Raw genomic sequence first — 25941 nt, 5'->3', positions numbered from 1 at the left:
TGCGCCCGAGTGTTGTCCGTCGACCGATTTGTCCACAGTCCCCGCGACTGAGCTCCGGTCGGCTGCCGGTATGCGGGCATGGTGCGGGGACGCGTACCAACTCCGTTCGACTGGACACCCGACGGCCCTTCCGGAGGTCCGAAGCCCTGGCTGCGGGCATCGCCGACCGTGAACTTCTCGGACCCAGGTTCACCCGGGTCTTCCACGGCGTCTACGTCGAGGCCGCGGTCGGTCTGACGGCGTTGGAGCGTGCGCGGGCGGCGTTGATGATCTTTCCGGACGCGTTCGTCAGTCACGGCAGTGCGGCCGCGCTGTGGGGCGGGGTCGTTCCTGACGACCAGAGTGTGCATCTGTCGGTGCCTCCCGGCTGTGTGCGCAGCAGGCGCCGTGGGATCACCGCGCACCAGTCTCGTGGCCGCAGCGACCTGCGGGTGCTGAAGTCAATCCCGTTGTCGTCTCCTGCACGCTGCTTCTGCGAGGTGGCCGGCGGCGGTCTGGGACTGGTCGACCTGGTTGTCCTGGGTGACTCGCTGGCGGGCGCCGGAGTCGTCACTCGTGACGAGTTGATCGCCTCAGCTGACGGGTGGACCGACCGCCGGGCAGCCGTGGCAAGTCGTGCCGCGAGACTCGTCCGCGATGGGGTCGACTCGCCGATGGAATCGCGGTTGAGAATGTTGATCGTGCTCGCCGGTCTGCCGGAGCCATCGATCAACTTCGTGATCAGAAGCGACAACGGTGACTGGAAGCTGCGCTTCGACCTCTGCTACCTCGATCTGAAGCTCATCATCGAATACGACGGTGATCAACACGCCCGCGATCCCCGACAGGTTGCGCGGGATCTCGAGCGACGCGAGGAGATCGAGAAGATGGGCTACCGGATCCTGGTCATCCAGAAGCACCACTTCTACCAGGAGCCCGATCGGACCTTGCAGCGTATTGCGGCTGCTCGTCTGGATCGCGGGGCGACCAAGCAGAGCTGCCGGATCCGAAGCACCTGGCGGAACTACCAATTCCGCGGCTAGGTGTTGCTCCCGACTCCGAGCAAAGATTTCGTACCACGTGCTACCGAATCCGCGCACCGACCCGGCGTTCGCCGCGATTGTGCAGCACGTGTTACGAAATCGACGCCGCCGGGCAGGCCGGGACCCGAATCCGCAGCACGTGTTACCAAATCGACGACGACAGCGACCCCGGGACGGCGACCTCGCCGCACGTGTTACCAAATCGACGACGACGGGCCGCCCGGGACCCGATCCGCCCCAGGTGTTACCAATTCGACGACGACAGCGACCCGAGACGCGACCTCGCAGCACGTGTTACCAAATCGACGACGACGTACCGCCCGAGACGCGAATCCGTAGCACGTGTCACCAATTCGACGTAGGGCGCGACGGCGCAGTCCGAAGCCAAGGGGTGAGGGGCAGCCGGCACAGCCGCCAGCAGGCGACACGCGGGTCAGCGGCGGTTGATGCCCGGCGGCGCGGCTTCGAGCCAGCTCAGCATCCCGGTCAGCGAATCCGGGCTCATGGCCAGGTCGCGGTATTCGAAGTTGTCGCCGCTGCCGGTCGTGACGGAGACGACCTCCTGGTCGGCGTAGAGGGCAACGGCCTCGGCCGCCGTCGGCGCCCGGTGCTCCAGGATCGACACCTCGGAGCGGCGGAAGGTGTATTTGGGCCACCAGGCCAGGGAGAAGAAGCGGAACCACTCCAGGTCATCGCCCCCATAACGCGCGACTCCGAGCACCCAACCGGTGCTCGGAGTCGTTGTGCCGTCGTCGTGCGGGCGGTGACGCATGCTGCACTCGAACGTGCCGCCGTTGCGGGCGAGCCAGCGGCGGCGTACCGCCAGACCGACCAGCACGGCTGCAAGCAGCACCAGAACGACGCCGATGACCTCTGCTGCGCTCAGCCAACCGATCCGCACTGCCTGCCCCTCCCGAATCAGTCCCGGCCGTACGCCCGATTCGTACGTCCCGGTGTCAGCGGGCCTTCCGCGCAGCGCTGAGCTGCGCCTCGGCCCGACGGTAGGCCTTGCGGGTCTCCTCGTCGTCCTCACCGGCGTCGAGGCGCTGGCGGGCTTCGGCGAGCGCTCGCTCGGCCCGATCGACGGTGATCTCCTCAGCCATTCTGGCGTACTCGCTGATGATCGACACCCTGCCCCGGGCAACCGAGATGAAACCGCCATCGACGGCAACGATCTCTCGGTTGCCGTCCGGCTGGATCACCTCGACGCCGCCCGGCGCCAGCAAGGCCAGTACAGGCTCGTGTCCGGCAAGGATACCAATATCGCCCTCGACCGTCTTGGCGATCACGTTCTCGGCTTCGCCGGACCACACCACCGCGTCTGCGGAGACCACCCGCAACTCCAGCGGCTCGGCCACGATCAGGCGTCCTTCTGCAGTTCGGCCCAGGCCTTCTCCACATCGTCCATGGCGCCGACGTTGAAGAACGCCTGCTCGGCGATGTGGTCGACCTCGCCCTCGACGATCATCCGGAACGACTCGATGGTCTCGGTCAGCGGCACCGTCGAACCGGGAACGTTGGTGAACTTCTCGGCCATGTAGGTGTTCTGGGACAGGAACTGCTCGATCCGGCGGGCCCGGGCGACGACGATCTTGTCCTCTTCGGAGAGCTCGTCGACACCGAGAATGGCGATGATGTCCTGGAGTTCCTTGTTCTTCTGCAGGATCGCCTTCACCGAGGTGGCCACGTCGTAGTGGTGCTGGCCGACGTACTGCGGGTCGAGGATCCGCGAGGTCGAGGTCAGCGGGTCGACGGCCGGGTACAGCGACCGCGCCGCGATGTCACGGGACAACTCGGTGGTCGCGTCCAGATGGGCGAAGGTGGTCGCCGGAGCCGGGTCGGTGTAGTCATCGGCCGGCACGTAGATCGCCTGCATCGAAGTGATCGAGTGACCGCGGGTCGAGGTGATCCGCTCCTGCAGCTGGCCCATCTCATCGGCCAGGTTCGGCTGGTAACCCACCGCGGACGGCATCCGGCCGAGCAGCGTCGACACCTCCGACCCCGCCTGGGTGAACCGGAAGATGTTGTCGATGAAGAGCAGCACGTCCTGGTTCTGCACATCGCGGAAGTACTCGGCCATGGTCAGCGCGGACAGCGCGACGCGCAGCCGGGTGCCCGGCGGCTCGTCCATCTGGCCGAACACCAGCGCGGTGTCCTTGAGGACGCCGGCCTCTTCCATCTCGGTGATCAGGTCGTTGCCCTCACGGGTCCGCTCACCGACGCCGGCGAACACCGACGTGCCACCGAAGTTGTGCGCGATCCGGTAGATCATCTCCTGGATCAGAACCGTCTTGCCCACGCCGGCGCCGCCGAACAGGCCGATCTTGCCGCCCTGCACGTACGGGGTCAGCAGGTCGAGCACCTTGATACCGGTCTCCAGCATCTCGGTCTTCGGTTCCAGCTGGTCGAAGGCCGGCGCCTGCCGGTGGATCGGCCAGCGCTCGGTGATCTCGACGGTGGCCGGGTCGGCGTTGAGCACCTCACCGGTCACGTTCCAGACGTGACCCTTGGTGATGTCACCCACCGGCACCGAGATCGGCGCACCGGTGTCGTGCACCTCGGTGCCGCGGCGAAGACCGTCGGTCGGCTTCAGGGCGATGGCGCGCACCACGTTGTCACCGATGTGCAACTCGACCTCGAGGGTCATCTTGCGGGTGCCCTCAGCCGTGGTGATCTCCACGGTGAGCGCGTTCATGATGTTCGGCATCGCGTCCGCGGGGAACTCGATGTCCACCACGGGGCCGATCACCCGGGCGACGCGCCCGACGCCCAGCGTCTTGTTCTCTTGCGTCTCGTTGAGAGTGGCAGTCATTTCGTTCCCTTACTCAATCGGATTCGGCTGCAGCGTCGGCCAGCGCGTTGGCGCCGCCGACGATCTCGCTGATTTCCTGGGTGATGCCGGCCTGGCGGACCTGGTTGGCCTCCCGCGTCAGCCGTTGGATGAGGTCTTCGGCGTTGTCGGTGGCCGACTTCATCGCCCGTTGCCGGGCAGCGAGCTCGGAGGCCGCCGCCTGCAACAGGCAGTAGTGGATCCGGCTGGCCACGTACAGCGGCAGCAGCTCGTCCAGCACCGTCTCGGCGTTCGGTTCGAAGTCGTACAGGGGCAACAGCTCGTCCTGCGACGGCGCCTGATCCCCCTCGACGACCTCGAGCGGCAATAGCCGGATGACCTCGACGCGCTGGGCGATCATGGACACGAACCGGGTGTAGACGATGTGGATCTCGTCCACCCCGCCCTCGCCGGTCGGGGTGTTGAACGACTCCAGCAGGGCGTCGGCGATAATCCGCGCGTCGGCATAGGTCGGGCCGTCGGAATAGCCCGACCACTGCCCCGCCACCGGACGCTCCCGGAAGTTGTAGAACGCCGCGGCCTTGCGGCCGGACAGGAACGGAACGACTTCCAGCCCGTTCCCGGCCAGCAGCTCACGCAGCTGCTCACCCTCCCGGATCACCGTCGACGAGTACGCCCCCGCCTGGCCGCGGTCGGAGGTGATCAGCAACATCGCCGCCCGCCGCGGGTTCTCCGCCTCGGTGAGCAGCGCATGGTCGACGTTGGAGTAGGTGGCCAGAGCCGACACCGCGCGGGTCAGCTCGGACTGGTACGGCGCCGCCTCCCTGGCCCGCTGCTGGGCCTTGATGATCCGCGAGGCAGCGATCAGCTCCATGGCGCGGGTGATCTTCTTGATGTTGGTTGCCGAGGCGCGTCTGGCCCTCAACTCACGCAGTGATGCGGGCATCGCTCCTCCTCGGCCAGCCGATGGTGTACACGCCGGAAATCACGTCGTCGACCCTCAGCGCGCCTGCCGGACGATCTGCTCCTGGGCCACCTCGTCGGCGTCCAGGGGCTCGTGCTCCTCGCGGCCGACGCCGAGGAACTTGCCCTCGGAGGTCTGGAAGCCCTTCTTGAACTCGGCGATCTGCTCCCGCAGCGTGTCCATCGCGGAGTCGTCGAAGACCTTGGTCTCCTTGATGCCGGCCAGCACGGTGCTGTTGTGCCGCAGGTGTTCCAACATCTCCTGCTCGAAGCGCAGCACGTCCGCCACGGGTACGTCGTCCAGCTGGCCGTCCAGGCCGGCCCAGATGCTGACCGCCTGCTCCTCCATCGGGTACGGGTCGTACTGCGGCTGCTTCAGCAGTTCCATCAGCCGGCCTCCACGCTCCAGCTGGCGCCGGGTGGTGGCGTCCAGGTCGGAGGCGAACATCGCGAAGGCCTGCATGTCGCGGTACCGGGCCAGTTCGGTCTTCAGCGGAGCAGCCGCCGTCTTCATCGCCTTCGTCTGGGCGGCACCGCCGACCCGCGACACCGAGATGCCGACATCGATCGCCGGACGCTGGTTGGCGTTGAACAGGTCGGACTGCAGGAAGATCTGACCGTCGGTGATCGAGATGACGTTGGTCGGGATGTAGGCCGAGACGTCATTGGCCTTGGTTTCGATGATCGGCAGCCCGGTCATCGACCCACCGCCCAGCCGGTCGGACAGCTTCGCGCAACGCTCCAGCAGCCGGGAGTGCAGGTAGAACACGTCACCGGGGTACGCCTCACGGCCCGGCGGGCGGCGCAGCAGCAGTGACATCGCGCGGTACGCCTCGGCCTGCTTGGAGAGGTCGTCGAAGACGATCAGGACGTGCTTGCCCTGGTACATCCAGTGCTGGCCGATGGCCGAACCGGTGTACGGGGCGATGTACTTGTAACCGGCCGGATCCGAGGCCGGTGCGGCGACGATCGCGGTGTATTCCAGAGCGCCGGCGTTCTCCAGGGCGGCGCGGACGGAGGCGATCGTCGACGCCTTCTGGCCGATCGCGACGTAGATGCAGCGGACCTGCTGCTCCGGGTCGCCGGTGGCCCAGTTGTCCTTCTGGTTGATGATCGTGTCGACTGCGATCGCGGTCTTGCCGGTCTTGCGGTCGCCGATGATCAGCTGCCGCTGGCCGCGACCGATCGGGATCATCCCGTCGATGGCCTTGATGCCGGTCTGCAGCGGCTGCCGGACCTCCTGGCGGTCCATTACGCCGGCCGCCTGGACCTCCAGGTCGCGGCGCTCGTCGATCGGGGTGATGTCACCCAGACCGTCGATCGGGCGACCCAGTGCGTCGACGACCCGGCCGAGGTAGCCGTCACCGACCGGCACCGAGAGGATGTCGCCGGTGCTCTTGACGGTCGAGCCTTCCTCGATGCCCTCGGAGTCGCCCATCACGACGACGCCGATCTCGCGGACGTCGAGGTTCTGCGCGATGCCGATGGTGCCGTTCTCGAACTGCAGCAGTTCGTTGGCCATCGCCGACGGCAGACCCTCAACACGCGCGATGCCGTCACCGGAGCTGGTCACGGTGCCGACCTCTTCGCGGCTGGAGGTCTCCGGGGTGTAATTCCGGACGTAGCTGTCCAGGGCTTCCCGGATCTCCTCCGGGCGAATCGTGAGTTCTGCCATCGCCTTCGTTCCTGCTCTCGAGGTTTCTCTATCTCGTGTTCCGGGTGTTGCTACCCAGAGTCGTCGTCTTGTTGCCCTTCGACAAGCTCAGGGCGCCCTGCTCGGCCGTTCCGCTCACTCGAACTGCCGTCGTACGGCTTCCAACCGGCCGGAGACCGTGCCTTCGATGACCTCGTCACCGATCTCAACCCGGATCCCACCGATCAGGTCGGGTTCGACGATCTCCTGCAGCGCGATCTCTCGGCCGATCTGCCGGGCCAACGCGTTCTGCAGCCGCTCCCGCTGCTGCAGTTCCAGCGGCCTGGCCACCCGCACCGTGGCAATCACCCGATCCCGGGTGCTTGCCGCCAGCTCGATGTAGCCGTTCAGCGTCCGGAAGAAGTTCCGGTCCCGGGCGGCCAACGCACGCTTGGCCAGTCGGGTCGTCTCCGGCGCGGTTTTCCCGCCGACCAGCTGGTCGACAAGGGCCGAGCGCCGTTCCAGCGACGCGGTCCGGTCGGTGATCGCACCGCGGAGCTCCGGATCGCCGTCGACCACGCGCCCGAAGCGGAAGAGCTGGTCCTCCACCTCGTCCAGCGTGCCGGCCGTCTGGGCCGACTTGAGCAGTGCGCGGACCGCCTGCCGCTCCAGCCCGTCGAGCAGCGCAGTGCCGCCCAACCGCTTGCCCACGCCCTCGGTGATCAGGTTGAGCGCGGTCTCGCTGATCCGCGAACGCAGCAGGCCCGCAGCCAGCGACTGGCGCCGTTCGGCCGGGGTCGCCGGGTCGGTCACCGCCCGGCGCAGAGACGGTTCGCTCTGCAGCAGGTCGACGACCGAGAACAGCTCGTCGGCCAGTTCGCCACTGACCGGCGACCGGTCAAGGGTGGCGTCCAGCTCGCGGAGAGCGGTCTCGGATTCGATGCTCACGGGACGTCGGCTCCTTGGGGCGCTCGGGAGTCGGCGGCTTCCAGGTCGGCCAGGAAGCGATCAACCGTCCGGCGGGCACGCTCGTCGTCGTCCAGTGATTCCCCGACGATCCGGCCGGCCAGGGTCGTCGCCAGTCCGCCGAGTTCGGTACGCAGCTGGTTGACGATCTGGTTGCGCTCGGCCTCGAGCTGGGAGTGCGCCGCGGCGACGATCCGATCAGCCTCCGCCTGGGCCCGTTGACGGGCGTCGGCGGTGATCTGAGCAGCATCGGCCTTGGCCGCTTCCCTGATCTGGGCGGCTTCACCGCGGGCGTCGGCGAGCTGTGCCTGGTACTGCTCGAGAGCAGCCTGGGCGTCGGCCTGAGCCTTCTCCGCCTTCTGGATACCGCCCTCGATCGCCTCGGCCCGCTCCTGGTAGGTCTTCTCGAAGCGAGGCATGAACATCTTGGCGAAGATCACCGCGAGCAAGATCGCGAAGACGATCGCAGCGATGAACTCCGACAGATGCGGGACAACCGGGTTCTCTGCCAACCCGACGAGCAGTGTGGTCATCGGACCCATCCGATCAGGACACGTTGAAGACGAACGCCATGGCCAGGCCGATCATGGCCAACGCCTCTGTCAGCGCGAAGCCGATCCAGGCGGTGCCCATCATCGCACCCCGGGCTTCCGGCTGCCGTGCGGTTCCCTGGATCACGGCGGCGAAGATGATGCCCACACCGATGCCGGGGCCGATCGCGGCGAGGCCGTAGCCGAGCGAGGAGACCGAGCCGGTCAGTTCGAGTGGAGTCATTGCTTGGGTTTCCTTTCCCTGTTCAGGATTTCCGCTGGCTGTCCGAGCCAGAAGTCGTTGTTGTTGTCAGTGCTCGTCGGCCAGTGATGCGCCGACGTACTGGGCACTGAGGAGCGTGAAGATGTAGGCCTGGAACGCCGCGACGAAGAGCTCAAGGCCGAAGATCGCCATCGAGAAGATCAGCGAGAGGACGCCGACTGCGTTGTTGAGCAGTGATTCACTCTCCAGCAGCAGGTACTCGCCGCCGGTCACGAAGATCAAGATCAGCAGGTGACCGGCGAACATGTTGCCGAAGAGCCGGAGACTGAGGGTGATCGGTCGCAGAATGATGTTGGAGAGAAACTCGATCGGGATGACGATCGGCCACATCGCCGCCGGTACACCCGACGGCAGCACCGACCGGCGGAAGTAGCCGAAGAAACCGTGTCTGCGTACGCCGACCACGTTGTAGATGACCCAGCTCATGATCGCCAGGCCGTAGGCCCAGCCGATGTGGGACACCGTCGGGAAGATGAAGAACGGGAAGACCTCCCAGATGTTGTTCACCAGCAGGAAGGAGAACAGCCCGACCAGCCACGGGACGTACTTCCTGAAGTCATGCCCGATCTGATCCCGGGCGATGCCGTCCCTGACGAAGTTGTAGGTGAACTCGCCGACGAACTGGCCCTTGCTCGGAACCAATCGCATCCGCCGGGAGATCAGCGCCCAGAAGCCGATGATCACCACGATCGAGATCAGCGCCATCAGCATCGGCCGGTCGAAGTACGGGATCCCGCCGATGTTGGGCAGATCGAAGCTCTCGGCGCCCGGGGGCCGGAAGCCCTCGAGAGGAACCAGAAGCGTTGTACCCATGCGTTACTGATCTCTCCTCATGCCGTATCGGCTGGTGTTCTGGTCGATCACGTCGGTGATCACCGGCTGCTGCTGCTCGGTTCGCCCAGGTCGGACTGACGGTTCCCTCCGGGCCCAGGTCGGCCGGCGAGCTTCGCCCACTCGTCTTCCTTGGCCTTCTTGTCGGTGACCCACTTGTCCAGCGCCGCGTCGCCGGCCTTGCCGAACCGCTGAACCATCAGGTACGTCGACAGGCCGAGCCCGACCACGATGCCGATCGGCAGCAGGAACACCGCGTGCAGGAAGTGCGCTCCCAGCCAGCCGAGACCGCCGTAGAAGATCAAACCGCCGAGCAGGTAGGACAGCGCGGTCATCGCTTGATCGAATCCGGAAGCGATCGACGGCGACGATCGTCGGCCGGTTGGCGGAGTGGTTCGCCCGAGCAGCTGTGACATGGCGGTCCAAACGGTAGCAGTCGATTCTCAGCCCCGACACAGGTGACCTCATCGGTCGTCACCGGTGCCTTCGTCACGCCGAGGTTCGGCCTGGGCCTGATCGGCCTCTGCCTCGGGATCCAGAGTGCGTCGTTCGGATCGTGACTCCTCGACCTCCACGGCGGCAGTGGGGGCCTCGTACTCGGAATCGTAGATGCCGATCCGCAACCGGCGGAAGACCAGCACCTCGACGATCAACCAGCCGGCCACCACGGCGATCACCGCTACGAACACCGCTCGGGTGTCGATCGCCGCCCAGGCGTCGCGGTTGTTCTGGAAGATCACCAGGATGAGGCCGAGGATCACCACCCGGCCGGTGTAGCTGGCCATCGAGACCGACAGCAGGGTGCGCGCCCCGGCATCGGCGAAGGCCACCATGACCAGTTGACCGACGACGTAGAAGAACAACACCATGCCGGCTCCGAGTGCTGCCGAAGCCAGCCCTTTCACGCCGCCGGTGATGCCGAAGATGATCACGCAGACCAGTGCTGCCGAGCAGCCCCCGACGAGGCCGCCGTAGAGCAGTTTGCGCGCACGGACGACATGAATGCTCGGACCGGCTGTATTCCGGGTTCGCGGGCTCTCAGTCGTCATATCGGCGGCTGTCCTGTCTATCGGCCAGGGGTGCGCGCCGAAGGTCGGACGGCACCGGTCGAGGCTGGCTCACTACGCTTGTGAAAAATAGCACAAAGTCCCCTGGCGTCTGCAACTCGCCCCGCCGCAATGTGCTGCGGGGCGGGGTTGCGGCGGCCGAGGCCGCGGTCGGTGCGGGCACCAACAGCCCGTACCCACAAAACCGGAGGTTACGGCAGGCGTCGTGCCGGAACGTCGGGCTTGACCTCCGGACGGTCGTTCAAACGGCTGCGTTTCGCCTTGCCGCCCCAGCTGATCGGCCGGCCGAGGGTGAGGATCAACAGCACTGCGGCAACCGCCAGGATCGCAGCGATGACCACCCAGTTCTGCAGGCGGCCGAGGATGATCACCCCGAAGGAGAGCAGTGCGGTCCAGGCGTACATCAGCAGTACCGCCCGCCGCATTCCGTGACCGCGTTCCATCAACCGGTGGTGCAGGTGCTGCTTGTCGGCGACGAACCACCATTTGCCGTGGTAGGTGCGCCGGATGAAGGCCAACGCGAAATCCAGGATCGGCAGTGCGAGCGCGGCCAACGGCAGCGCCAGCGGCAGGTAGGTCGGCACCAGGCTGCCCCGGGTGTTCTCCAACTGGGATGAGTCCATCTGTCCGGTGAGGCTGATCGTGGAACCGGCGAGCAGGAATCCCAGCAGCATCGCCCCGGAGTCGCCCATGAACATCCGGGCTGGTTGGAAGTTGTGCGGCAGGAAGCCGACGCAGGCGCCGACCACGGCGACGGTGATCAGGCTCGAGGTCGTGGCGCGGACCAGGTGCTGTTCGACCGCCAGGTTGTAGGAGTAGAGGAAGAACGCGAAGGCGCCGATCCCGACGATCCCCGCGGCAAGCCCGTCCAGCCCGTCGACGTAGTTCACCGCGTTGGAGCACAGCAACACCAGGAACACGGTGATGGCGATCTGCACGCTGCTGTCCAGGGCGATGGTGTTGTTGGCCAGCGGGATGTAGAGCATCTTGACGCCGAACGCGACCAGGAGTCCGGCCGCCAGGACCTGTCCGGCGAGTTTGGCGAAGGGGTTGAGTTCCAGCAGGTCGTCCAGGACGCCGACCAGACAGATCACCGCTGCGGCGATCAACACGCCGCGGGAGTCGGACCGTACGGTCGCGTTGGAGCCCAGGAACGGCAGGTGGCTGGCGATCAGGAATGCTGCGGCGATGCCGAACAGCATGGCCACGCCGCCGAAGTACGGCATCTCGACGGTGTGCACATCCCGCTTGCGCACCCGGGCGACTGCCCCGACCTGTAGTGCGACCCGCCGCCACACCGCCGCGAGGACGTAGGTCGTGGCGGCCGAGATCAGCAGCACCAGCAGGTATTCGCGCATCGATCAGCCGTTGGTGCCTTCGGTACGAACCGGTGTCGGCTGTGACTGCGGCAACGGCTCCGCGACCTGTGGCATCGCCGGCGCGGCCGGTGCAGCCGGGGTCTCGGCGGCCGGCGCAGTCGGCTCGGCGGGTGTCTCCAGTGGCGGTTGCAGGGTGTGCCGGGCCCGCAGCTCGGCCGTCGTGTAGTTGGGCGTCTCCTCGGCGGCCTCCGCCTCGGTCGCCAGGTCCTCGACGTCGGGTAGGTACTCCTGAAGGGTCTCCAGGCTGATGGCACCCGATCGCAGGATCTGACCCGTGTCCTTGATGGTGAAGTCCACGATCGTCGACGGCTTGCCCTCGGTGCCGGTGAGCTCGCCGCCATCGAGATAGACCGCAACGCTGTCGTCGAGTTGCTCGATCGCGCTGTCGCAGGTCGACGCCGCCGCCCGGCCGGTCTTGTTCGCACTGCTGACCGCCAGTGGACCGGTCTGCCGAAGCAGCTCGCGGGTCAGCGGATGATCCGGCACCCGCAATCCGACCGTTCCGTTGGTCTCCCCCAGGTCCATCCGCAGCCGGTCGTTGGCCTTGCAGATGATGGTCAGCGCTCCGGGCCACAGCGCCTTGACCAGCGACATCGCCTCGTCGGGGACGTCTGCGGCGAGTGCCTTGACGAAGTGGGCGTCGGAGATCAGGACCGGCGGCGGCTTCTCCCGGCCGCGCCCCTTGGCGTCCAGCAACCGCTGGACCGCATCGGCGTTGTACGCGTCCGCACCGATTCCGTAGACGGTGTCGGTCGGCAGCACGATGCACTCGCCCGCGTCCAGCGCCCGCCGGGCAGCGGCCGCCGCCTCGTCGACGGCGGAGCGGTCGGCGCGGTCGGTGCAGTCGTAGCGGGCATATCGGGGACCCGGCGGCTCACTGGTCGTCTGGGATTCGCCCGGATCCGTGGTCTGGTCAGTCATCGGCGCCAATCCTGCCACGTCGGGCGGCGGACCGGATCACTCGGCGAGAGGTCGCTCAGCCACCGGCGAACTGAGGGAACCGTGCGGTCGTGAAGCGGGGTCTTCCGGATAGGTCGCGGTGATCCCGGATCTGCTCGTAGGAGCCGTACTCGGCGAAGAGCGCCGGCACCGACTCGGCCTGCACTTCGGCGTGTTCGACCGCGACCCAGCCACCGGGACGCAGCAGGCGGGCGGCGACCCGGGTCAGGATCCGGATCGCGTCGAGCCCGTCGTCACCGGAGAACAGCGCGACCTGCGGGTCATGATCACGGGCCTCCGGCTGCACCGACTCCCAGGCGGCCAACGGGATGTACGGGGGGTTGCAGACCAGCACGTCGACGGTGCCGTCCAGCTCCGGGAACGCCGTGGCCATGTCACCGGTCCGCAGATCGACCCCGGTGCCGGACAGATTCCTGGCGGCCCAGCGTGCGGCGTCCTCACTGAGCTCGATCGCGTACAGCTCGGCCTCGGGGACCTCGTCGGCCAACGACCGGGCGATCGCGCCGGAACCCGAGCACAGGTCTACTCCGATCGGCACCCTGCCGGTCCCGACGATCTCGCGCAGGCGATCGATCGCCCAGCCGGCCATCACCTCGGTCTCCGGCCTGGGCACGAAGACTCCGGGACCGACCTGCAGGCTGACATGTCGGAAGTACGCCACCCCGGTGATGTGCTGCAGCGGCTCCCTGGTCTCCCGTCGCGTGATCAGCTGCGCGAACCGGCCGGCAGCTGCGTCGTCGAGCACCCCACCGACAGCGTCGGTGATCAACAGCTCCGAGCGGGAGCGCCCGGACGCCACCTCCAGCAGGGCCATCGCATCGGCGTCGGCACTCTCCACGCCGGCGGTCGCGAGCCTGCAGCTCGCTTCGGCCAGCACAGCCCGGATCGATCCCTGCCCTTCCACGGCGACGAGCCTAGGCGATCTGCCATGATGACCACGGCAGGATCGTCTCCGGTGACCTGACCGCTGTTTTCCACCATTCACCGGGAGTAGCTGATTCGATGAAGATCGACTCGATCGAGACGTTCCAACGCGACAACAACCTGGCACTGGTCAAGGTGCGTACCGACGACGGCGTCGAGGGCTGGGGCCAGACGTCGCCCTACCTTGCCGGCCAGAGCGTTCCCGCGCTCCATGATCAGATCGCCCCGTGGTTCCTCGGAGCCGATCCGTGGGACGTGGCCGCCATCGTCGACCGCTGCATCCGTGGGGAGTACAAGTTCTACGGCACCGTGCTCTATCGCGCCCTGTGTGGGGTGGAGACCGCGGTCTGGGATGTGTTGGGCAGGTCGGTCGGCCGGCCGGTGTATCAGCTGCTGGGTGGCACGGTGCGCACCTCGATCGGGGTGTACGGCTCAAGCATGCGTCGCGACATCACCCCCGAGGACGAGGCCGAACGGCTCACCGGGCTGGTGGAGTCCGGCCGGTTCAGCGGTTTCAAGATCAGGATCGGGTCGGTGATGGGACAGGACGCCGACGCCGCCCCGGGGCGTACCGAGAAGATCATTCCGTACGTTCGGGAACAGCTCGGTGACGGGATCAGCCTGCGTGCGGACGCCAACGGCTGCTACAGCCCGGCCGAGGCGATCCGGGTCGGCCGGATCCTCGAGGCGTCCGGCTACTACCACTTCGAGGAACCGTGTCCCTACCCGCAACTCGAGGCCACCCGGACGGTCGCCGACGCCCTCGACATCCCGGTCGCCGGTGGTGAACAGGACCAGGTGCTGGAGCACTTCCACCGCATGATCAACACCGGTGCGGTGGACATCGTGCAACCCGACATCGGCTATGTCGGCGGCATGGTGCGGGCCCGCAAGGTGGCATTGATGGCCGAGGCGGCCGGGATGCCATGCACGCCGCACTGTGCGAACACCTCGCTGTTGCAGATCTTCACCCTGCACCTGGCTGCCTGCTCTCCGTCGATCAACCAGTTCCAGGAATGGAGTATTGAGGACGTCTCCTGGACCAAGGACCTCTACTCGGGGCTGCCCGAGGTGAATCGGAGCATGATCGAACTGTCGGCTGCACCCGGCTGGGGCATCACCGTCAACGAGGACTTTCTGAGCAGCAGCACCACCCGGGTCAGCGTTGATCCGCACCGGCGACAACTCCGGTGATGATCGCGTCGACAGTCCGTTCCGCGGCGGCCCACACCTCCTCGCGCGGAGTCGATCGCAGCGGACCGGCCAATGCCAGCAGGGCGAACCCGTGCACCGCAGACCAACACGGCCATTGCGCACCGGCCCGCTGCTCCGGTGGCAGGACCCCGGACTCGACCAGGCCGTCGAGCGCATCCAGCAGCATCTGCAGCGGCAGTGGAGGTGGTGCGCCTGGATCCTCGGTCAACAACGCTCCGACATTGGCGAAGGCGGTGTCGAACCAGCCCGGCTCGGCCAGCGCGAACTCGATGTAGCCCAGGCCGACCGCGCGCAGCCGGACTGCCGCCGGGCTGGACGCCCACGAATCGGCCATTGAATCGGCCATTGAATCGGCCATTGAATCGGCCGTTGACCCGGCCGTTGAACCGGCAGCAGACCGGACCGGCGTTTCGAAGCCGCGCATCCGGTCGGCCATGTCCTCCTGGATCCGGGCCGCCACGGCCCGCAGCAGGGCGTCACGGTCGGCGAAGTGGCGGTAGGCGGCGTTGGGAGAGACTCCGACGCGACGAGTCACCTCCCGCAGCGTCAGCGCCGCGACCCCGCCGGAGCGGGTCAAGTCCAGGCCTGCGTCCAGCAACGCCTCGTGGAGGCTCCCGTGGTGATACCCCTGCCGTTCCTGCACCGGTCCTCCGCTCCGTACGCCTCCCTCTTTCTAACCCCTTGACACCTCATCTCTGATGTGTACGGTGTGAACATAGCATGTTGACGACGTACACATTGCGGCGCACCGCTCTGAGACCGTCCGCACAGGAGACGAAATGACCACTTCCGACGCACCCGCAGCAACGACGACCACGGCGACCGGTACGACCACTGCGACCACCTCGACGACCGCGATGCCGCCCGTCGTCGACACCGGCGCCTGGCGCCGCGAACTGGACGCCCTCCGGGTCCGCGAGAAGGCAGCAACCCGGGAACTGGATGCCATCGCCGCGCAGCGACGCCGCCTGCCGATGGTCAAACTGCCCGACTACACGCTGGTCGGCAAGGACGGCCCGGTCCGGCTGGTGGATGTCTTCGCCGGCCGGAGGCAGTTGATCACCTACCACCACATGTGGAGTCCCGGCGCAGAGTGGCAGTGTCAGGGCTGCACCGGTTTCACCGCCCAGTTCACCCGACTGCACTTCCTCGACTCCTACGACGCCCGGTTCGTCATCGTCACGCAGGGCACGATCGACGAGGCTCTGGCCTACAAGGAGAAGGTCGGGAACCGGATGGAGTGGTACTCCACCGCCGACAGCCCGTTCGGCGCGGACGTTGATGCGCCACCCGGCGGCGGCTTCGGGGTGAATGTGTTCCTGAGGGATGGCGAGGACGTCTACCGGACCTGGCACACCAACGGCCGGGGCACCGAGCAGCTCAGCTTCGCCTTCGGACTGATCGACCTGTTGCCGTACGGCCGTCGCGAGGAATGGTAGGACTCACCGCAGGGTTGGCCGAAGACGCCCGCCTACGCAGGCTGGCAGGGTTCCCCGGACATCGCCCGGCTCTACGGCCCGATGGCGCAGGGAAGCTGATCACCGGCCGTGGGACGGATCGAACAGTTGATCAAGGACATCCGAGGAGGAAGTGACCATGACCCAGACCGTCAATGAGCAACAGTTGGCCCGTCGCCGGGTGATCAAGGCGCCGGCGAGCGCGATATTCACCGTCCTGGCCGATCCGTCGCGGCACCAGGACACCACTCCCGAGGACTGGGTTCGTGATGCCGTCACCCCGGAACCGATCACCGGTGTCGATCAGGTGTTCGTGATCAACATGTTCCACATCAATGCCGGCGGGCATTACGTGATGCACAACCGGGTCGCCGTCTTCGAGCAGGACAGGGCGATCGCCTGGGATCCCGGCCAGCCGGACCAGGACGGCAATCCGCAAGTGGGCGGCTGGCGGTGGCGCTACGATCTCGAGCCGCGCGACGACGGCACCGAGGTGACCCTGACCTACGACTGGAGCGCCTGTCTGCCGCCGCTTCGGGACGCGATCAGGTTTCCGCCGTTCGGCCCGGAATTCCTCGACGCGTCGCTGGCCGCGCTCGAGCGAGCGGTCACCTGCTGAACGATCCGGGGCCGGAGCAGCCACCCTCAGGACACGGTGGCCAGCCGTTCGGCGGTGGCGGCCTCCTGCAGTGCCTCCACGATCGGATCGAGGTCGCCGTTGAGCACCTGATCGAGGTTGTGTGCCTTGTAGCCGATCCGATGATCGGCGATCCGGTTCTCCGGGAAGTTGTAGGTCCGGACCCGTTCGGACCGGTCGACCGTGCGGACCTGGCTCTTGCGTGCCGCTGACGCCGCGGTGGCGGCCTCTTCCTCGGCTCGGGCGATCAGCCGACTGCGCAGCATCCGCATGGCCTGTTCCTTGTTCTGCAACTGGGATCGCTCGTTCTGGCAGGACACAACGATGCCCGTCGGCAGGTGGGTGATCCGGACCGCGGAGTCGGTGGTGTTGACGCCTTGACCGCCGGGGCCGGAGGACCGATAGACGTCGATCCGCAGATCGTTCTCGTCGATCTCGATCTCGGTGTCGGCAACCTCCGGCATCACCAGGACACCGGCGGCCGACGTGTGCACCCTGCCCTGGGATTCGGTCACCGGCACCCGCTGCACGCGGTGGACGCCGCCCTCGAACTTGAGCACCCCGTACGGCATGGTGTCCGGTGCACCGGCGCTCGGTGCCTTGATCGCCAGGGTGATCGACTTGTAGCCGCCGAGGTCGGTCTCCTGGGAGTCCAGGATCTCGATCTTCCAACCGCGGTGTTCGGCGAACCGGCTGTACATCTTGAACAGATCGCCGGCGAACAACGCCGACTCCTCGCCACCCTCGCCGGACTTGATCTCCATGATCGCGTCACTGGAGTCGTTCGGATCACGCGGTGCGAGCAACCGGGTGAGTCGCTGGGTGACGGTCTCCAACCGCTGCTTCAGTACGTCGGCCTCGTCGGCGAATCCCTGGTCCTCGTCGGCAAGTTCGGTGGCGGCCGCGAGATCATCGCTGAGCTGGTCGTACTCGTCGATCGCCTTGATGATCGGGGTCAGCTCGGCATAGCGCCGACCGACGCGACGTACCTTCGCCTGGTCCGCGTGGGTCTGGGGGTCGGCCATCTCACTCTCCAGCCGCGCGAACTCCGCACGCATCGGTGCTGCCGACTCGAACACCGTTCCTCCTCAAGGCGCCTTGGCCCACTCACGAAACCGGACATGCGAAACGCCGGGAGCCGGGGACTCGATGTCCCGGCTCCCGGCGTCAGAAAAGCTACTTCTTCTTGCCGTACCGCTTCTCGAAGCGCGCGACCCGACCACCGGTGTCGAGGATCTTCTGCTTACCGGTGTAGAACGGGTGGCAGGCCGAGCAGACCTCGACCCGCAGGCTCCCGCCGGCGGTGGACTTGGTGGTGAAAGTATTGCCGCAGCTACACGTCACCTCGGTGACCGCGTACTCCGGATGGATCCCAGTCTTCATGCTTCTCCCTGTCGGTTATGGGCACCGGGTCGGCATGGCGGGATTGGCCACATCGTGAACCGGCACCAGCGACTAAGTGTGCCAGCCTCAGTAACGCACCACCAAACCCGCACATTCCCGCTCGGCCGACCAGGTCCGGCCCCGGACGGAGCGTTCCCGCACCAGTTTCTCGATCCCGCGACCTTTACTCGGCGGCGCACCGGCTGCAGCTGTGGCGCGAACGATCAACTGGTGCGGCATCGACCAACTGGTGCGGGAACGACCAACTGGTGCGGGAACGACCAGGCCGACACCACGCTGGGTGATCCGGCTACAGAGATCAGGGCGCCAGGAACTGGCCGATCCGTTCACGGAGCCCTCGGGGATCAAGACCGTGCAGGCGGTCGTGATCGGCCGGGGCGCCGTAGCGGTGCGGATCGGGATCGGTCACTCCGAGTCCCAGCTGCCGGTGGTCGCGATCAACGAGGGCCTTCGCGACCTGGCCGGACGACGTCCCGGCGAGGTACGGCTCGACCATCACCACCCGCGGCGCCGCCAGCGTGGAGCGCAGGGTTTCGGCATCGAAGGGCCGTACGGTCGGGGCGTACAACAGCGTGAGGTCAAGGCCCGCCACCGCCTGCAGGACGTTACGCAGCATCGGACCGACGGCGACCACCGTGCCCGCCGTACCTCGCCGCAGCACGGACCAGGTGTCGTGTTCGGTCGGGAAGGCCTCGGCGTTCGGTTCCCCGCCAATCCGTAGATAGACCCGTGAGGTGCCCGCTGCCGCCGATCGCAGCTGGGCGTCGAGTTCGGCGGGATGACCCGGTACGTGAACCACCCAGTCCGACAGCGTGTCGATCAGCGCCACATCCCCGGGCGACTGGTGGGTACGCCCACCGGCCGGCCAGTCGTAGGAGCCGTACGACCCGACCAGGATCGCACCGACGTCCTGATGATCAAGGTCAAGCTTGACCTGTTCCCAGGCCCGCTCGATCACGAAGGCGCCGAACGAGTGGGCGATCGGGCGCATCCCGGCCAGCGCCAGCCCACCGGCGACGCTGATCATCAACTGTTCCCGGATGCCGACGTTGAGCACCCGGTCTGGATGCCGCCGGGCGGCACCGGCGAACCGGTCGGCGGAGATCTCGGCCAGGACGACGGCGATCCGCGGGTCGTTCTCGATCAGCTCGGTCGTGGTGATCACGAACTGGCTGCGCAGGTCCGGCACTGGGTCGGTCAGGTGACGTCCGTCCTGTTGTGTCTGCACGGTCATGATCATCCTTTCGACTCGACCTGGGCGACGACCGCGGTCGGTCGGTCGGGTGCGGTGTTGCGGAATGCTGTGGCGATCGCGTGGTGATCACGGCCGTCGATGTCGTGGGTCACCCAGTTCTCGACGGCGAATCGCCGTCCGATGCCGCCGAGCCAGCCGTATGTCGACGACCGGTTGTCGATCACCACGACCGTGAGATTCCCCAGACCTGCGCGTCCGGCGTAGACGACGGCTTCGGAGTTGCTGCCTTCATCGAACTCGGCGTCTCCGACCAGGCAGATCACCCTGGCATCCAGGCGTCGGGCGCGCAGCCCGTGGGCCATCCCGACCGCCGCGGGCAATCCGTGGCCCAGCGAGCCGCTGGAGAACTCCACGCCCGGGATCAGCAACCGGTCCGGGTGATGCCCCAGACGCGACCCGAAGGATCCGAAACCCCGAAGTTGATCTTCGTCGATGAACCCTTTGGCCGCCAGCACGGCGTAGAAGGCCATCGGCCCGTGTCCCTTGGAGACGACGAACCGGTCTCGCGCCGGATCGTCCGCGGTCTGTGGCGTCACGTTGAGGATCTGGTCGTACAGCACCCAGATCACGTCCAGTGTCGAGGTGGCGCTGGGACCATGTTTCTCGTCACCGGTCATCAGACCCATCAGTCGGTCCAGCTCGGCGTAACTCGCTGTCATGGCACGACCATCCGACATCAACTGCGGTTGAGGTCAAGGGGTTGAGGTGAAGGGGTGTGATCCGCCGGCCCCGTGGCGACGCATAAGGTCAACCAGAGACTGCATCGGCGCAGAGAGGAGCCACCTGTGGGCGAGACGATGATCGCTGCTGTCTGGCGTGGTCGCGGGCCGGAACTCGAGCTGACCGAGATTCCGGTGCCCGAACCCAGATCCGGTGAGGCGCTGGTCCGGTTGACCTCCTGCGGCGTCTGTCACACCGACTTCCACGTCATGAAGGGAGAGGTCGGCTTTCCCTCCCCCGCCGTGCTCGGCCACGAGATCAGCGCACGCGTCGTGCGGTTCGGGCCTGACACCGATGCGGCCGGACTGACCGCAGGCAGCAAGGTGGTCGGCGCGTTCATCATGCCCTGCGGCCGGTGTGTCCAGTGTGATCGCGGGCGGGACGACATGTGCGTCAACTTCTTCGCCCAGAACAGGTTGAACGGCACCCTGTACGACGGGGAGTCCCGGCTGCACGCCGGCGACGGCAGCTCGATCGCGATGTACTCGATGGCCGGGATGGCCGAGTACGCCGTCGTGCCGGTAACCGCCCTGGCTCCCCTGCCCGACTCGGTTCCCGAGGTGCCGGCGGCCATTCTCGGCTGCGCGATCTTCACCGCGTACGGCGCGCTGCGGCACAGCGCGAACCTGCAGCCGGGCGAGACGGTAGCCGTGGTCGCCATCGGTGGAGTGGGTCAGAGCATCGTCCAGTTGGCCAGGGCGATGGGTGCGGGAAAGATCATCGCCGTCGATGTGAGCGACGACAAGCTGGCCAAGGCCCGGCAGTTGGGCGCTGACGAGGTGATCAGCTCCCGGACCACCGATCCGGTGGCGGCCGTTCGGGAGCTCACCGAGGGTGCCGGGGTCGATGTCGCCTTCGAGGCACTGGGATTGCCGCAGACCTTCGAGCAGGCGTCGAGGATGCTGATCGACGGCGGGCGGATGGTCGCCGTCGGGATCGCGGCGGGCTCGGCCGCAGCCAGCATCGAGATCACTCCGCTGGTGCGGCGCGGGTACCACCTGATGGGTTCCTACGGCGCACGGACCAGAGTCGATCTTCCAGCGGTCGTCGAACTTGCCGCGTCGGGCGACGTCGCGATCCAGGACGCAGTCAGCCGCACCTACCCGCTGGAGCAGGTCAACGATGCCTTCGCGGCCCTGGGTCGTGGAGAGATCCAGGGCCGCGCGGTGATCAAGATCAGCTGAGGGTCTTCCCGCACCGGCTACTGCATCCCGCACCGTGTGCACACGGTGCGGGATGCAGTAGGTGGTGCGGCAATTGCCGGGGCAGGGTCAGTCGCGCTGGGCGGGCATCGTCTTGGTGATGGCAACCAGGAATTCGCCGTTGGTCTGCGTCTTGCGCAGCCGGTCCAGCATCGTCTCCAGCGCCTGCTGGCCGTCCATGCTGGCCAGCAGCCGGCGGAGCCGCCAGATGACGGCGAGTTCTTCCTTGCCCATCAGGAGTTCCTCGCGGCGGGTGCTTGAGGAATCCACGTCGATGGCCGGGAAGATCCGCTTCTCGGCGTACTCCCGCTTCAGCCGGAGCTCCATGTTGCCGGTGCCCTTGAACTCCTCGAAGATCACTTCGTCCATCTTCGATCCGGACTCCACCAACGCCGTCGCCAGAATGGTCAGCGAGCCGCCGTTCTCGATGTTGCGCGCAGCGCCGAAGAACTTCTTCGGCGGGTAGAGCGCGGCGGAGTCGACGCCGCCGGACAGGATGCGGCCGGAGGCCGGTGCGGCCAGGTTGTAGGCCCGGCCCAATCGGGTGATGCCGTCCAGCAGCACGACGACATCCTTGCCGAGCTCGACCAGCCGCTTGGCCCGCTCGTTGGCCAACTCGGCGACGGTGGTGTGATCCTCGGCCGGCCGGTCGAACGTCGAGCTGATCACCTCGCCGCGGACGGACCGCTCCCAGTCGGTGACCTCCTCCGGGCGCTCGTCGACCAGGACCACCATCAGGTGGACATCGGGATTGTTGGCGGTGATCGCGTTGGCGATCGACTGCATGATCATGGTCTTGCCGGCTTTCGCCGGAGCGACGATCAGGCCTCGCTGGCCCTTACCGATCGGGGCGACCAGGTCGATCAGCCGTCCGGCGAGGTTGTTCGCCGTGGTTTCCAACCGGTACCGCTCGTTGGGGTAGAGCGGGGTCAGCTTGCTGAAGTCCGCCCGCGACTTGGCCGCCTCCGGATCGGTGCCGTTGATCGTGTCGATCTTGACCAGCGGATTGAACTTCTCCCGCCGCTCGCCGTCCTTGGGCTCGCGGATCTGTCCGGTGACCACGTCGCCCTTGCGCAGGCCGTACTTCTTGACCATGGACAGTGAGACGTACGCGTCGTTCGGGCCGGGCAGGTAGCCGCTGGTGCGGACGAAGGCGTAATTGTCCAGTACGTCGAGGATTCCGGCGGCGGGAACGAGGACATCGTCCTCGGAGACCACCGGCTCGGCGTCCATCCGCTCCAGGCCGCCACCGCGGCTGCGGCGGTTCTGCCGGTCACGGTTGCGGCGCCGGCGGCCGCGGCGTCCGCCGCCGTCGTCGTCGCGGTTGTTCTGGTTGTTGTTCTGGCTGCTCTGGCCCTGGTTGCCGTTGCCGTCGTTGTTGCGCTGACGGCTCTGCTGGCGATCCCGGTTCTGATCCCGGTCCCGGTTCTGCTCGCGATTGCGGTCACGCCCGTCGGCCTGCTGATCACCCTGCTCGCGCTGGGACGGCTCGCGCTGGGACGGCTCGCGCTGGCCCTGCTCCCGCTGGGACTGCTCCCGCTGGCCCTGGTCCCGCTGGCCCTGGTCCCGCTGGCCCTGGTCCCGCTGGGGGTCGCGGCGCTGCCGGTCACGGTTCTCCGTCCGGGTCTCGGCCTCACCCGATCCGCTCTCACGGGTCTGGGCGTCGGCCGCATCACCGGACTCGGAGCGGCTGTCACGGGCGGAGTTGTCGCGGGCGGAGTTGTCGCGGGCGGAGTTGTCGCGGGCGGAGCGGTCGCGACCTTCGCGGCTCACCTGCTCGCGGATCGCCTGCTCCAGTTGCGCCCGATCGGCAGCGCTCGGACCGTTGTCGGTGGCGCGCGCCTCGACCGGAGCCGACGTCTCGGACGATGCTTGGCGGCTCTCCGGCAGCGTCGGCTGGCTGCCGGCATGGTCGTTGCCGTTGCCTTCGACCCGGCCCTTGGCCGGTTGACTGCGACGGGACGCCTGGCCTGCGGCCGACGATCCGGATTGCGCCGCCTGAATCGCCTCGATCAGCTGACCCTTGCGCATCCCGGCAGTGCCCTTCAGACCCAGCTGGGATGCGATCTGCTTCAGCTCAGGCAGGACCAGCGACTCCAGTCCGCTGCCCTTGCGCTTGCGCGCGGGCTGCTGGGTGCCGGCCACCTCGGCGGTATCTGTCACGTGTTTCCTTTCGGATTCGGCCCACTCTGGGGGCCCCTCATCTGTGGGCGTCACGGGCGTCCTCCCGGCTGCCACAGCCCACGACTGGTGCCTGACGACTCACATCGCGATTGACGTCCTCGCAGTGGTGCTCGTTCTCTTTCAGGCAACGATCTGGTGTTCAGGTCTTTGTCCGGTCCTCGAAGTACCGCGACACGGCGCGCCCCCTGCCTCCCGCAGGTTCGCCCCGTCTGTGGGCGCAGTTACTCACGCGATCGGTGGTACACCTCTGGCCAGTGACCAGAATTCGTACCGGGTGCGCCCGACCCGGGGCGCTGACACTGGGGACCTACGCATCCGAGCGGACGGGAGCCCACAGGTGGATCATGTGCCAAAAGGGGCCCGGGAGTCATCCGGTGCGCGGATATTCGATCCGCCAGCAACGCTCAGGCTAGCACCACAGCGGACCAATCCGGGCAACGCGGGCCGAGTCTCGGTGAATTCACAGCTGGTCATGCGGTTGTGCCGGTGCCTCGGCACTGACCCGCACACCACCGCCGACGGCCACCGGAACCGCACGGAAGCCCGACGCCGCCTCGTGCTGGGCGGGTTGCCGGGCCAGTTGCCGGGCGTCTTCCAGTTCGGCGGGCCGTCCGAGCACCAGGACCGACGGGCCGGCCCCGCTGATGACGGCGGCCAGGCCGCGCTTCCGCAGCGCCGTCAGCAGCCTGTACGACTCCGGCATCGCCGGCCCGCGATAGGACTGGTGCAGCCAGTCGGCGGTGGCCTCGAACAGCAGCTCCGGTGCCGCTGTCAGGGCGTGGACCAGCAATGCTGCGCGGCCCGAGTTGGCCGCTGCGTCCCGGTGGGCCACCTGCGCAGGAAGCACTGATCGGGCGACCTCCGTCGCCAGGGGCCGGTCCGGCACCAGCACCAAACCCGCGATGTCGGGGTGGACGCTGGTCGACACAGCGCGCACTCCGTCCGCCACTGACCGGTAGGCCAGCACCAGCCCGCCGAACAGGGCTGCGGCAACGTTGTCCGGGTGTCCTTCGAGCCGATCGGCGGTCGGCAGCCAGTCGGCGGCGACGAACGGCTCGTCGGGTCGGACGAGGGCATGGGCGGCAGCCAGGCCGGCGACGATGGCCGCCGACGACGATCCGAGGCCCCGACCCTGCGGAATGGTGTTCCGCACTCGGACCCGTAGACCGTCCACCCGGGCACCGAGCCGATCCAGGCCGGTCACCAGGCTGCGTACGATCAGATTGCGCTCATCGGTCGGCAGGTGCCCCGCACCCTCACCCTCGATCTCCACCACAACCTGACGGTCGGCGTCGAGGGTTTCGACGTACGTCCGGTCGACCCAGTCCAGGGCCAGCCCGAGGCAGTCGAATCCGGGACCGAGATTGGCGCTGGTCGCCGGAACGTCGATACTGGCGCGCCGCCCGACCGGCAGGGTCAGAACCCGCATGCCTGGGCCACTGCCCCCAACTCCGCAGCGACCACTTCGGCCTCGATCGGGCCACCATTGAACGACGGCAGTGCGCCGAGCGCAGTATCGATGTCCTTCAGCCCGTGGCCGGTCACCGTCACCGTGATCGACAGCCCGGCGGGGACCTCGTCCCGTTCGGCCAGGCACAGCAGGCCCGCGACACCGGCAGCAGAGGCCGGTTCGACGAAGACGCCCTCGCGCTGGGCGAGATAGCTCTGTGCGTTCATGATCTTGGTGTCGCTGACGGCCCAGAACCCTCCGCCCGACTCGTTCTTGGCCGCGATGGCCAGTTCGGTCGAGGCCGGCCGGCCGATCCGGATGGCTGTGGCGATGGTGTCGGGTTCGGCGACCGGTGCGCCGTTGACCAGCGGCGCGGCCCCGGCCGCCTGGAAACCCCAGATCTTCGGGCGACGGGTTGCGATGCCCTTCGCCTCGTACTGGGTGAAACCACGCCAGTAGGCGGAGATGTTCCCGCCGTTGCCCACGGGGAGGACGTGCACGTCTGGCGCGTCGCCGAGGGTGTCGACGATTTCGAAGGCTGCGGTCTTCTGCCCCTCGAGCCGGACCCGGTTCACCGAGTTCACCAGCGCGACCGGATACTCGTCGGCCAGCTGCCTGGCAAGGTCCAGACAGTCGTCGAAATTGCCGTCGAGTTGGACGATGTGCGCACCGTGGATCACGGCCTGGGCGAGTTTGCCGGCGGCGATCCGGCCGGCGGGCAGCAACACGATCGGACGCATCCCCGCCCGGGCGGCGTAGGCCGCAGCCGAGGCGGAGGTGTTCCCGGTGGAGGCGCAGACGACGGCGGTGGCTCCTTCGGCCAGCGCCTTCGAGACGGCGACGGTCATGCCGCGATCCTTGAAGGAACCGGTCGGGTTGGCCCCCTCGACCTTGAGCCAGACGTCGGCGTCCAGGTCGTCGGAGAGGCTGTGCGCGCGGACCAGTGGCGTGTTGCCCTCGCCGAGACTCACCACGGGGTCGTCGGTGCCGATCGGCAACCATTCCCGGTATCGGGCGATCACGCCTGATCCGGCGGCCTCTGCGGCCTGGAGATCACGGGCCTGCACG

27 protein-coding genes are annotated in these 25941 nt (G+C 67.3%); 5 read left to right on the top strand and 22 right to left on the bottom strand.

What is annotated here, in order from left to right:
• Positions 1-266: 266 nt before the first annotated feature.
• On the top strand, positions 267-1022 hold the full coding sequence (locus GJV80_RS05435) for an endonuclease domain-containing protein (RefSeq protein WP_154687012.1): 756 nt from the start codon (positions 267-269) through the stop codon (positions 1020-1022).
• 433 nt (positions 1023-1455) lie between these two features.
• Here GJV80_RS05435 and GJV80_RS05430 read toward each other — a convergent pair whose 3' ends face one another.
• The 14 genes from GJV80_RS05430 to prmC all read right to left on the bottom strand — a co-directional run bounded on the left by GJV80_RS05430 (position 1456) and on the right by prmC (position 13329).
• Entirely contained in the window at positions 1456-1923 is a 468-nt protein-coding gene (locus GJV80_RS05430) for a DUF2550 domain-containing protein (RefSeq protein WP_230208163.1), read from the bottom strand.
• Between the two features lie 55 nt (positions 1924-1978).
• Positions 1979-2380 carry a F0F1 ATP synthase subunit epsilon gene (locus GJV80_RS05425; protein WP_154687011.1) on the bottom strand — a complete coding sequence of 134 codons (402 nt, stop codon included), beginning with the start codon at positions 2378-2380 and terminating at the stop codon, positions 1979-1981.
• A gap of 2 nt (positions 2381-2382) precedes the next feature.
• Positions 2383-3834 (bottom strand): F0F1 ATP synthase subunit beta, encoded by a 1452-nt coding sequence (gene atpD / locus GJV80_RS05420; RefSeq protein ID WP_154687010.1) that lies wholly within the window; start codon positions 3832-3834, stop codon positions 2383-2385.
• A 13-nt stretch (positions 3835-3847) separates the two neighbouring features.
• A complete protein-coding gene (locus GJV80_RS05415) occupies positions 3848-4759 on the bottom strand; it encodes a F0F1 ATP synthase subunit gamma (RefSeq protein ID WP_154687009.1) in 912 nt (303 codons plus the stop codon).
• Positions 4760-4813: 54 nt separating this feature from the next.
• Positions 4814-6451 (bottom strand): F0F1 ATP synthase subunit alpha, encoded by a 1638-nt coding sequence (gene atpA / locus GJV80_RS05410; protein ID WP_154687008.1) that lies wholly within the window; start codon positions 6449-6451, stop codon positions 4814-4816.
• A 114-nt stretch (positions 6452-6565) separates the two neighbouring features.
• On the bottom strand, positions 6566-7357 hold the full coding sequence (locus GJV80_RS05405) for a F0F1 ATP synthase subunit delta (RefSeq protein ID WP_154687007.1): 792 nt from the start codon (positions 7355-7357) through the stop codon (positions 6566-6568).
• A complete protein-coding gene (locus GJV80_RS05400) occupies positions 7354-7908 on the bottom strand; it encodes a F0F1 ATP synthase subunit B (RefSeq protein WP_154687006.1) in 555 nt (184 codons plus the stop codon). Before GJV80_RS05400 ends, GJV80_RS05405 begins: the two co-directional genes overlap by 4 nt.
• Positions 7909-7921: 13 nt before the next feature.
• A complete protein-coding gene (gene atpE, locus GJV80_RS05395; protein WP_154687005.1) occupies positions 7922-8149 on the bottom strand; it encodes an ATP synthase F0 subunit C in 228 nt (75 codons plus the stop codon).
• Between the two features lie 66 nt (positions 8150-8215).
• Positions 8216-9001, bottom strand: a complete 786-nt coding sequence (gene atpB, locus GJV80_RS05390) for a F0F1 ATP synthase subunit A (protein WP_154687004.1) — start codon at positions 8999-9001, stop codon at positions 8216-8218.
• Positions 9002-9060: 59 nt separating this feature from the next.
• Complete coding sequence (locus tag GJV80_RS05385; RefSeq protein WP_154687003.1) at positions 9061-9354, bottom strand: hypothetical protein; 294 nt, start codon at positions 9352-9354, stop codon at positions 9061-9063.
• A 129-nt stretch (positions 9355-9483) separates the two neighbouring features.
• Positions 9484-10068: a hypothetical protein gene (locus GJV80_RS05380; RefSeq protein WP_154687002.1), complete on the bottom strand. Its 585-nt coding sequence runs from the start codon at positions 10066-10068 to the stop codon at positions 9484-9486.
• Positions 10069-10277: 209 nt separating this feature from the next.
• Positions 10278-11444, bottom strand: coding sequence for a glycosyltransferase family 4 protein (locus tag GJV80_RS05375; protein WP_154687001.1), 1167 nt, complete (start codon positions 11442-11444; stop codon positions 10278-10280).
• A 3-nt stretch (positions 11445-11447) separates the two neighbouring features.
• Complete coding sequence (locus GJV80_RS05370; RefSeq protein WP_154687000.1) at positions 11448-12386, bottom strand: L-threonylcarbamoyladenylate synthase; 939 nt, start codon at positions 12384-12386, stop codon at positions 11448-11450.
• 55 nt (positions 12387-12441) lie between these two features.
• Entirely contained in the window at positions 12442-13329 is an 888-nt protein-coding gene (gene prmC / locus GJV80_RS05365; RefSeq protein WP_154686999.1) for a peptide chain release factor N(5)-glutamine methyltransferase, read from the bottom strand.
• 98 nt (positions 13330-13427) lie between these two features.
• Here prmC and GJV80_RS05360 point away from each other — a divergent pair, with 98 nt between their 5' ends.
• Positions 13428-14543 (top strand): mandelate racemase/muconate lactonizing enzyme family protein, encoded by a 1116-nt coding sequence (locus tag GJV80_RS05360; protein WP_154686998.1) that lies wholly within the window; start codon positions 13428-13430, stop codon positions 14541-14543.
• Here GJV80_RS05360 and GJV80_RS05355 read toward each other — a convergent pair.
• Positions 14509-15207, bottom strand: coding sequence for a TetR/AcrR family transcriptional regulator (locus tag GJV80_RS05355; RefSeq protein WP_154686997.1), 699 nt, complete (start codon positions 15205-15207; stop codon positions 14509-14511). The two genes, GJV80_RS05360 and GJV80_RS05355, sit on opposite strands and share 35 nt — an antisense overlap.
• 136 nt (positions 15208-15343) lie before the next feature.
• Here GJV80_RS05355 and GJV80_RS05350 point away from each other — a divergent pair, with 136 nt between their 5' ends.
• A complete protein-coding gene (locus GJV80_RS05350; RefSeq protein WP_230208162.1) occupies positions 15344-16003 on the top strand; it encodes a DUF899 family protein in 660 nt (219 codons plus the stop codon).
• 157 nt (positions 16004-16160) lie between these two features.
• Positions 16161-16640, top strand: coding sequence for an SRPBCC family protein (locus GJV80_RS05345; RefSeq protein ID WP_154686996.1), 480 nt, complete (start codon positions 16161-16163; stop codon positions 16638-16640).
• Between the two features lie 26 nt (positions 16641-16666).
• On the opposite strand, the gene prfA is transcribed toward GJV80_RS05345, so the two are convergent.
• The 4 genes from prfA to GJV80_RS05325 form a co-directional block, all read right to left on the bottom strand.
• Positions 16667-17737 carry a peptide chain release factor 1 gene (prfA, locus tag GJV80_RS05340; RefSeq protein ID WP_154686995.1) on the bottom strand — a complete coding sequence of 357 codons (1071 nt, stop codon included), beginning with the start codon at positions 17735-17737 and terminating at the stop codon, positions 16667-16669.
• A gap of 97 nt (positions 17738-17834) precedes the next feature.
• Positions 17835-18041: a 50S ribosomal protein L31 gene (gene rpmE, locus GJV80_RS05335; RefSeq protein WP_154686994.1), complete on the bottom strand. Its 207-nt coding sequence runs from the start codon at positions 18039-18041 to the stop codon at positions 17835-17837.
• 319 nt (positions 18042-18360) lie between these two features.
• Positions 18361-19296 (bottom strand): transketolase family protein, encoded by a 936-nt coding sequence (locus tag GJV80_RS05330; RefSeq protein ID WP_230208161.1) that lies wholly within the window; start codon positions 19294-19296, stop codon positions 18361-18363.
• Positions 19297-19298: 2 nt separating this feature from the next.
• On the bottom strand, positions 19299-19976 hold the full coding sequence (locus GJV80_RS05325) for a thiamine pyrophosphate-dependent enzyme (RefSeq protein WP_230208160.1): 678 nt from the start codon (positions 19974-19976) through the stop codon (positions 19299-19301).
• Positions 19977-20102: 126 nt separating this feature from the next.
• On the opposite strand from GJV80_RS05325, the gene GJV80_RS05320 reads away from it, so the two are divergent.
• Positions 20103-21221 (top strand): zinc-binding dehydrogenase, encoded by a 1119-nt coding sequence (locus GJV80_RS05320; protein WP_230208159.1) that lies wholly within the window; start codon positions 20103-20105, stop codon positions 21219-21221.
• Between the two features lie 87 nt (positions 21222-21308).
• Here the strand turns inward: GJV80_RS05320 and rho are convergent, their stop codons facing one another.
• The 3 genes from rho to thrC form a co-directional block, all read right to left on the bottom strand.
• On the bottom strand, positions 21309-23402 hold the full coding sequence (gene rho / locus GJV80_RS05315) for a transcription termination factor Rho (protein WP_195909173.1): 2094 nt from the start codon (positions 23400-23402) through the stop codon (positions 21309-21311).
• Positions 23403-23883: 481 nt separating this feature from the next.
• A complete protein-coding gene (gene thrB, locus GJV80_RS05310; protein WP_154686991.1) occupies positions 23884-24852 on the bottom strand; it encodes a homoserine kinase in 969 nt (322 codons plus the stop codon).
• Complete coding sequence (gene thrC / locus GJV80_RS05305) at positions 24840-25940, bottom strand: threonine synthase (RefSeq protein ID WP_154690061.1); 1101 nt, start codon at positions 25938-25940, stop codon at positions 24840-24842. The genes thrB and thrC overlap by 13 nt, the downstream gene beginning before the upstream one ends.
• Position 25941: the final 1 nt, after the last annotated feature.

This window comes from Microlunatus sp. Gsoil 973 (genome assembly GCF_009707365.1).
Taxonomy (GTDB): domain Bacteria; phylum Actinomycetota; class Actinomycetes; order Propionibacteriales; family Propionibacteriaceae; genus Microlunatus.
This window is presented reverse-complemented; position numbering and strand designations above follow the sequence as displayed.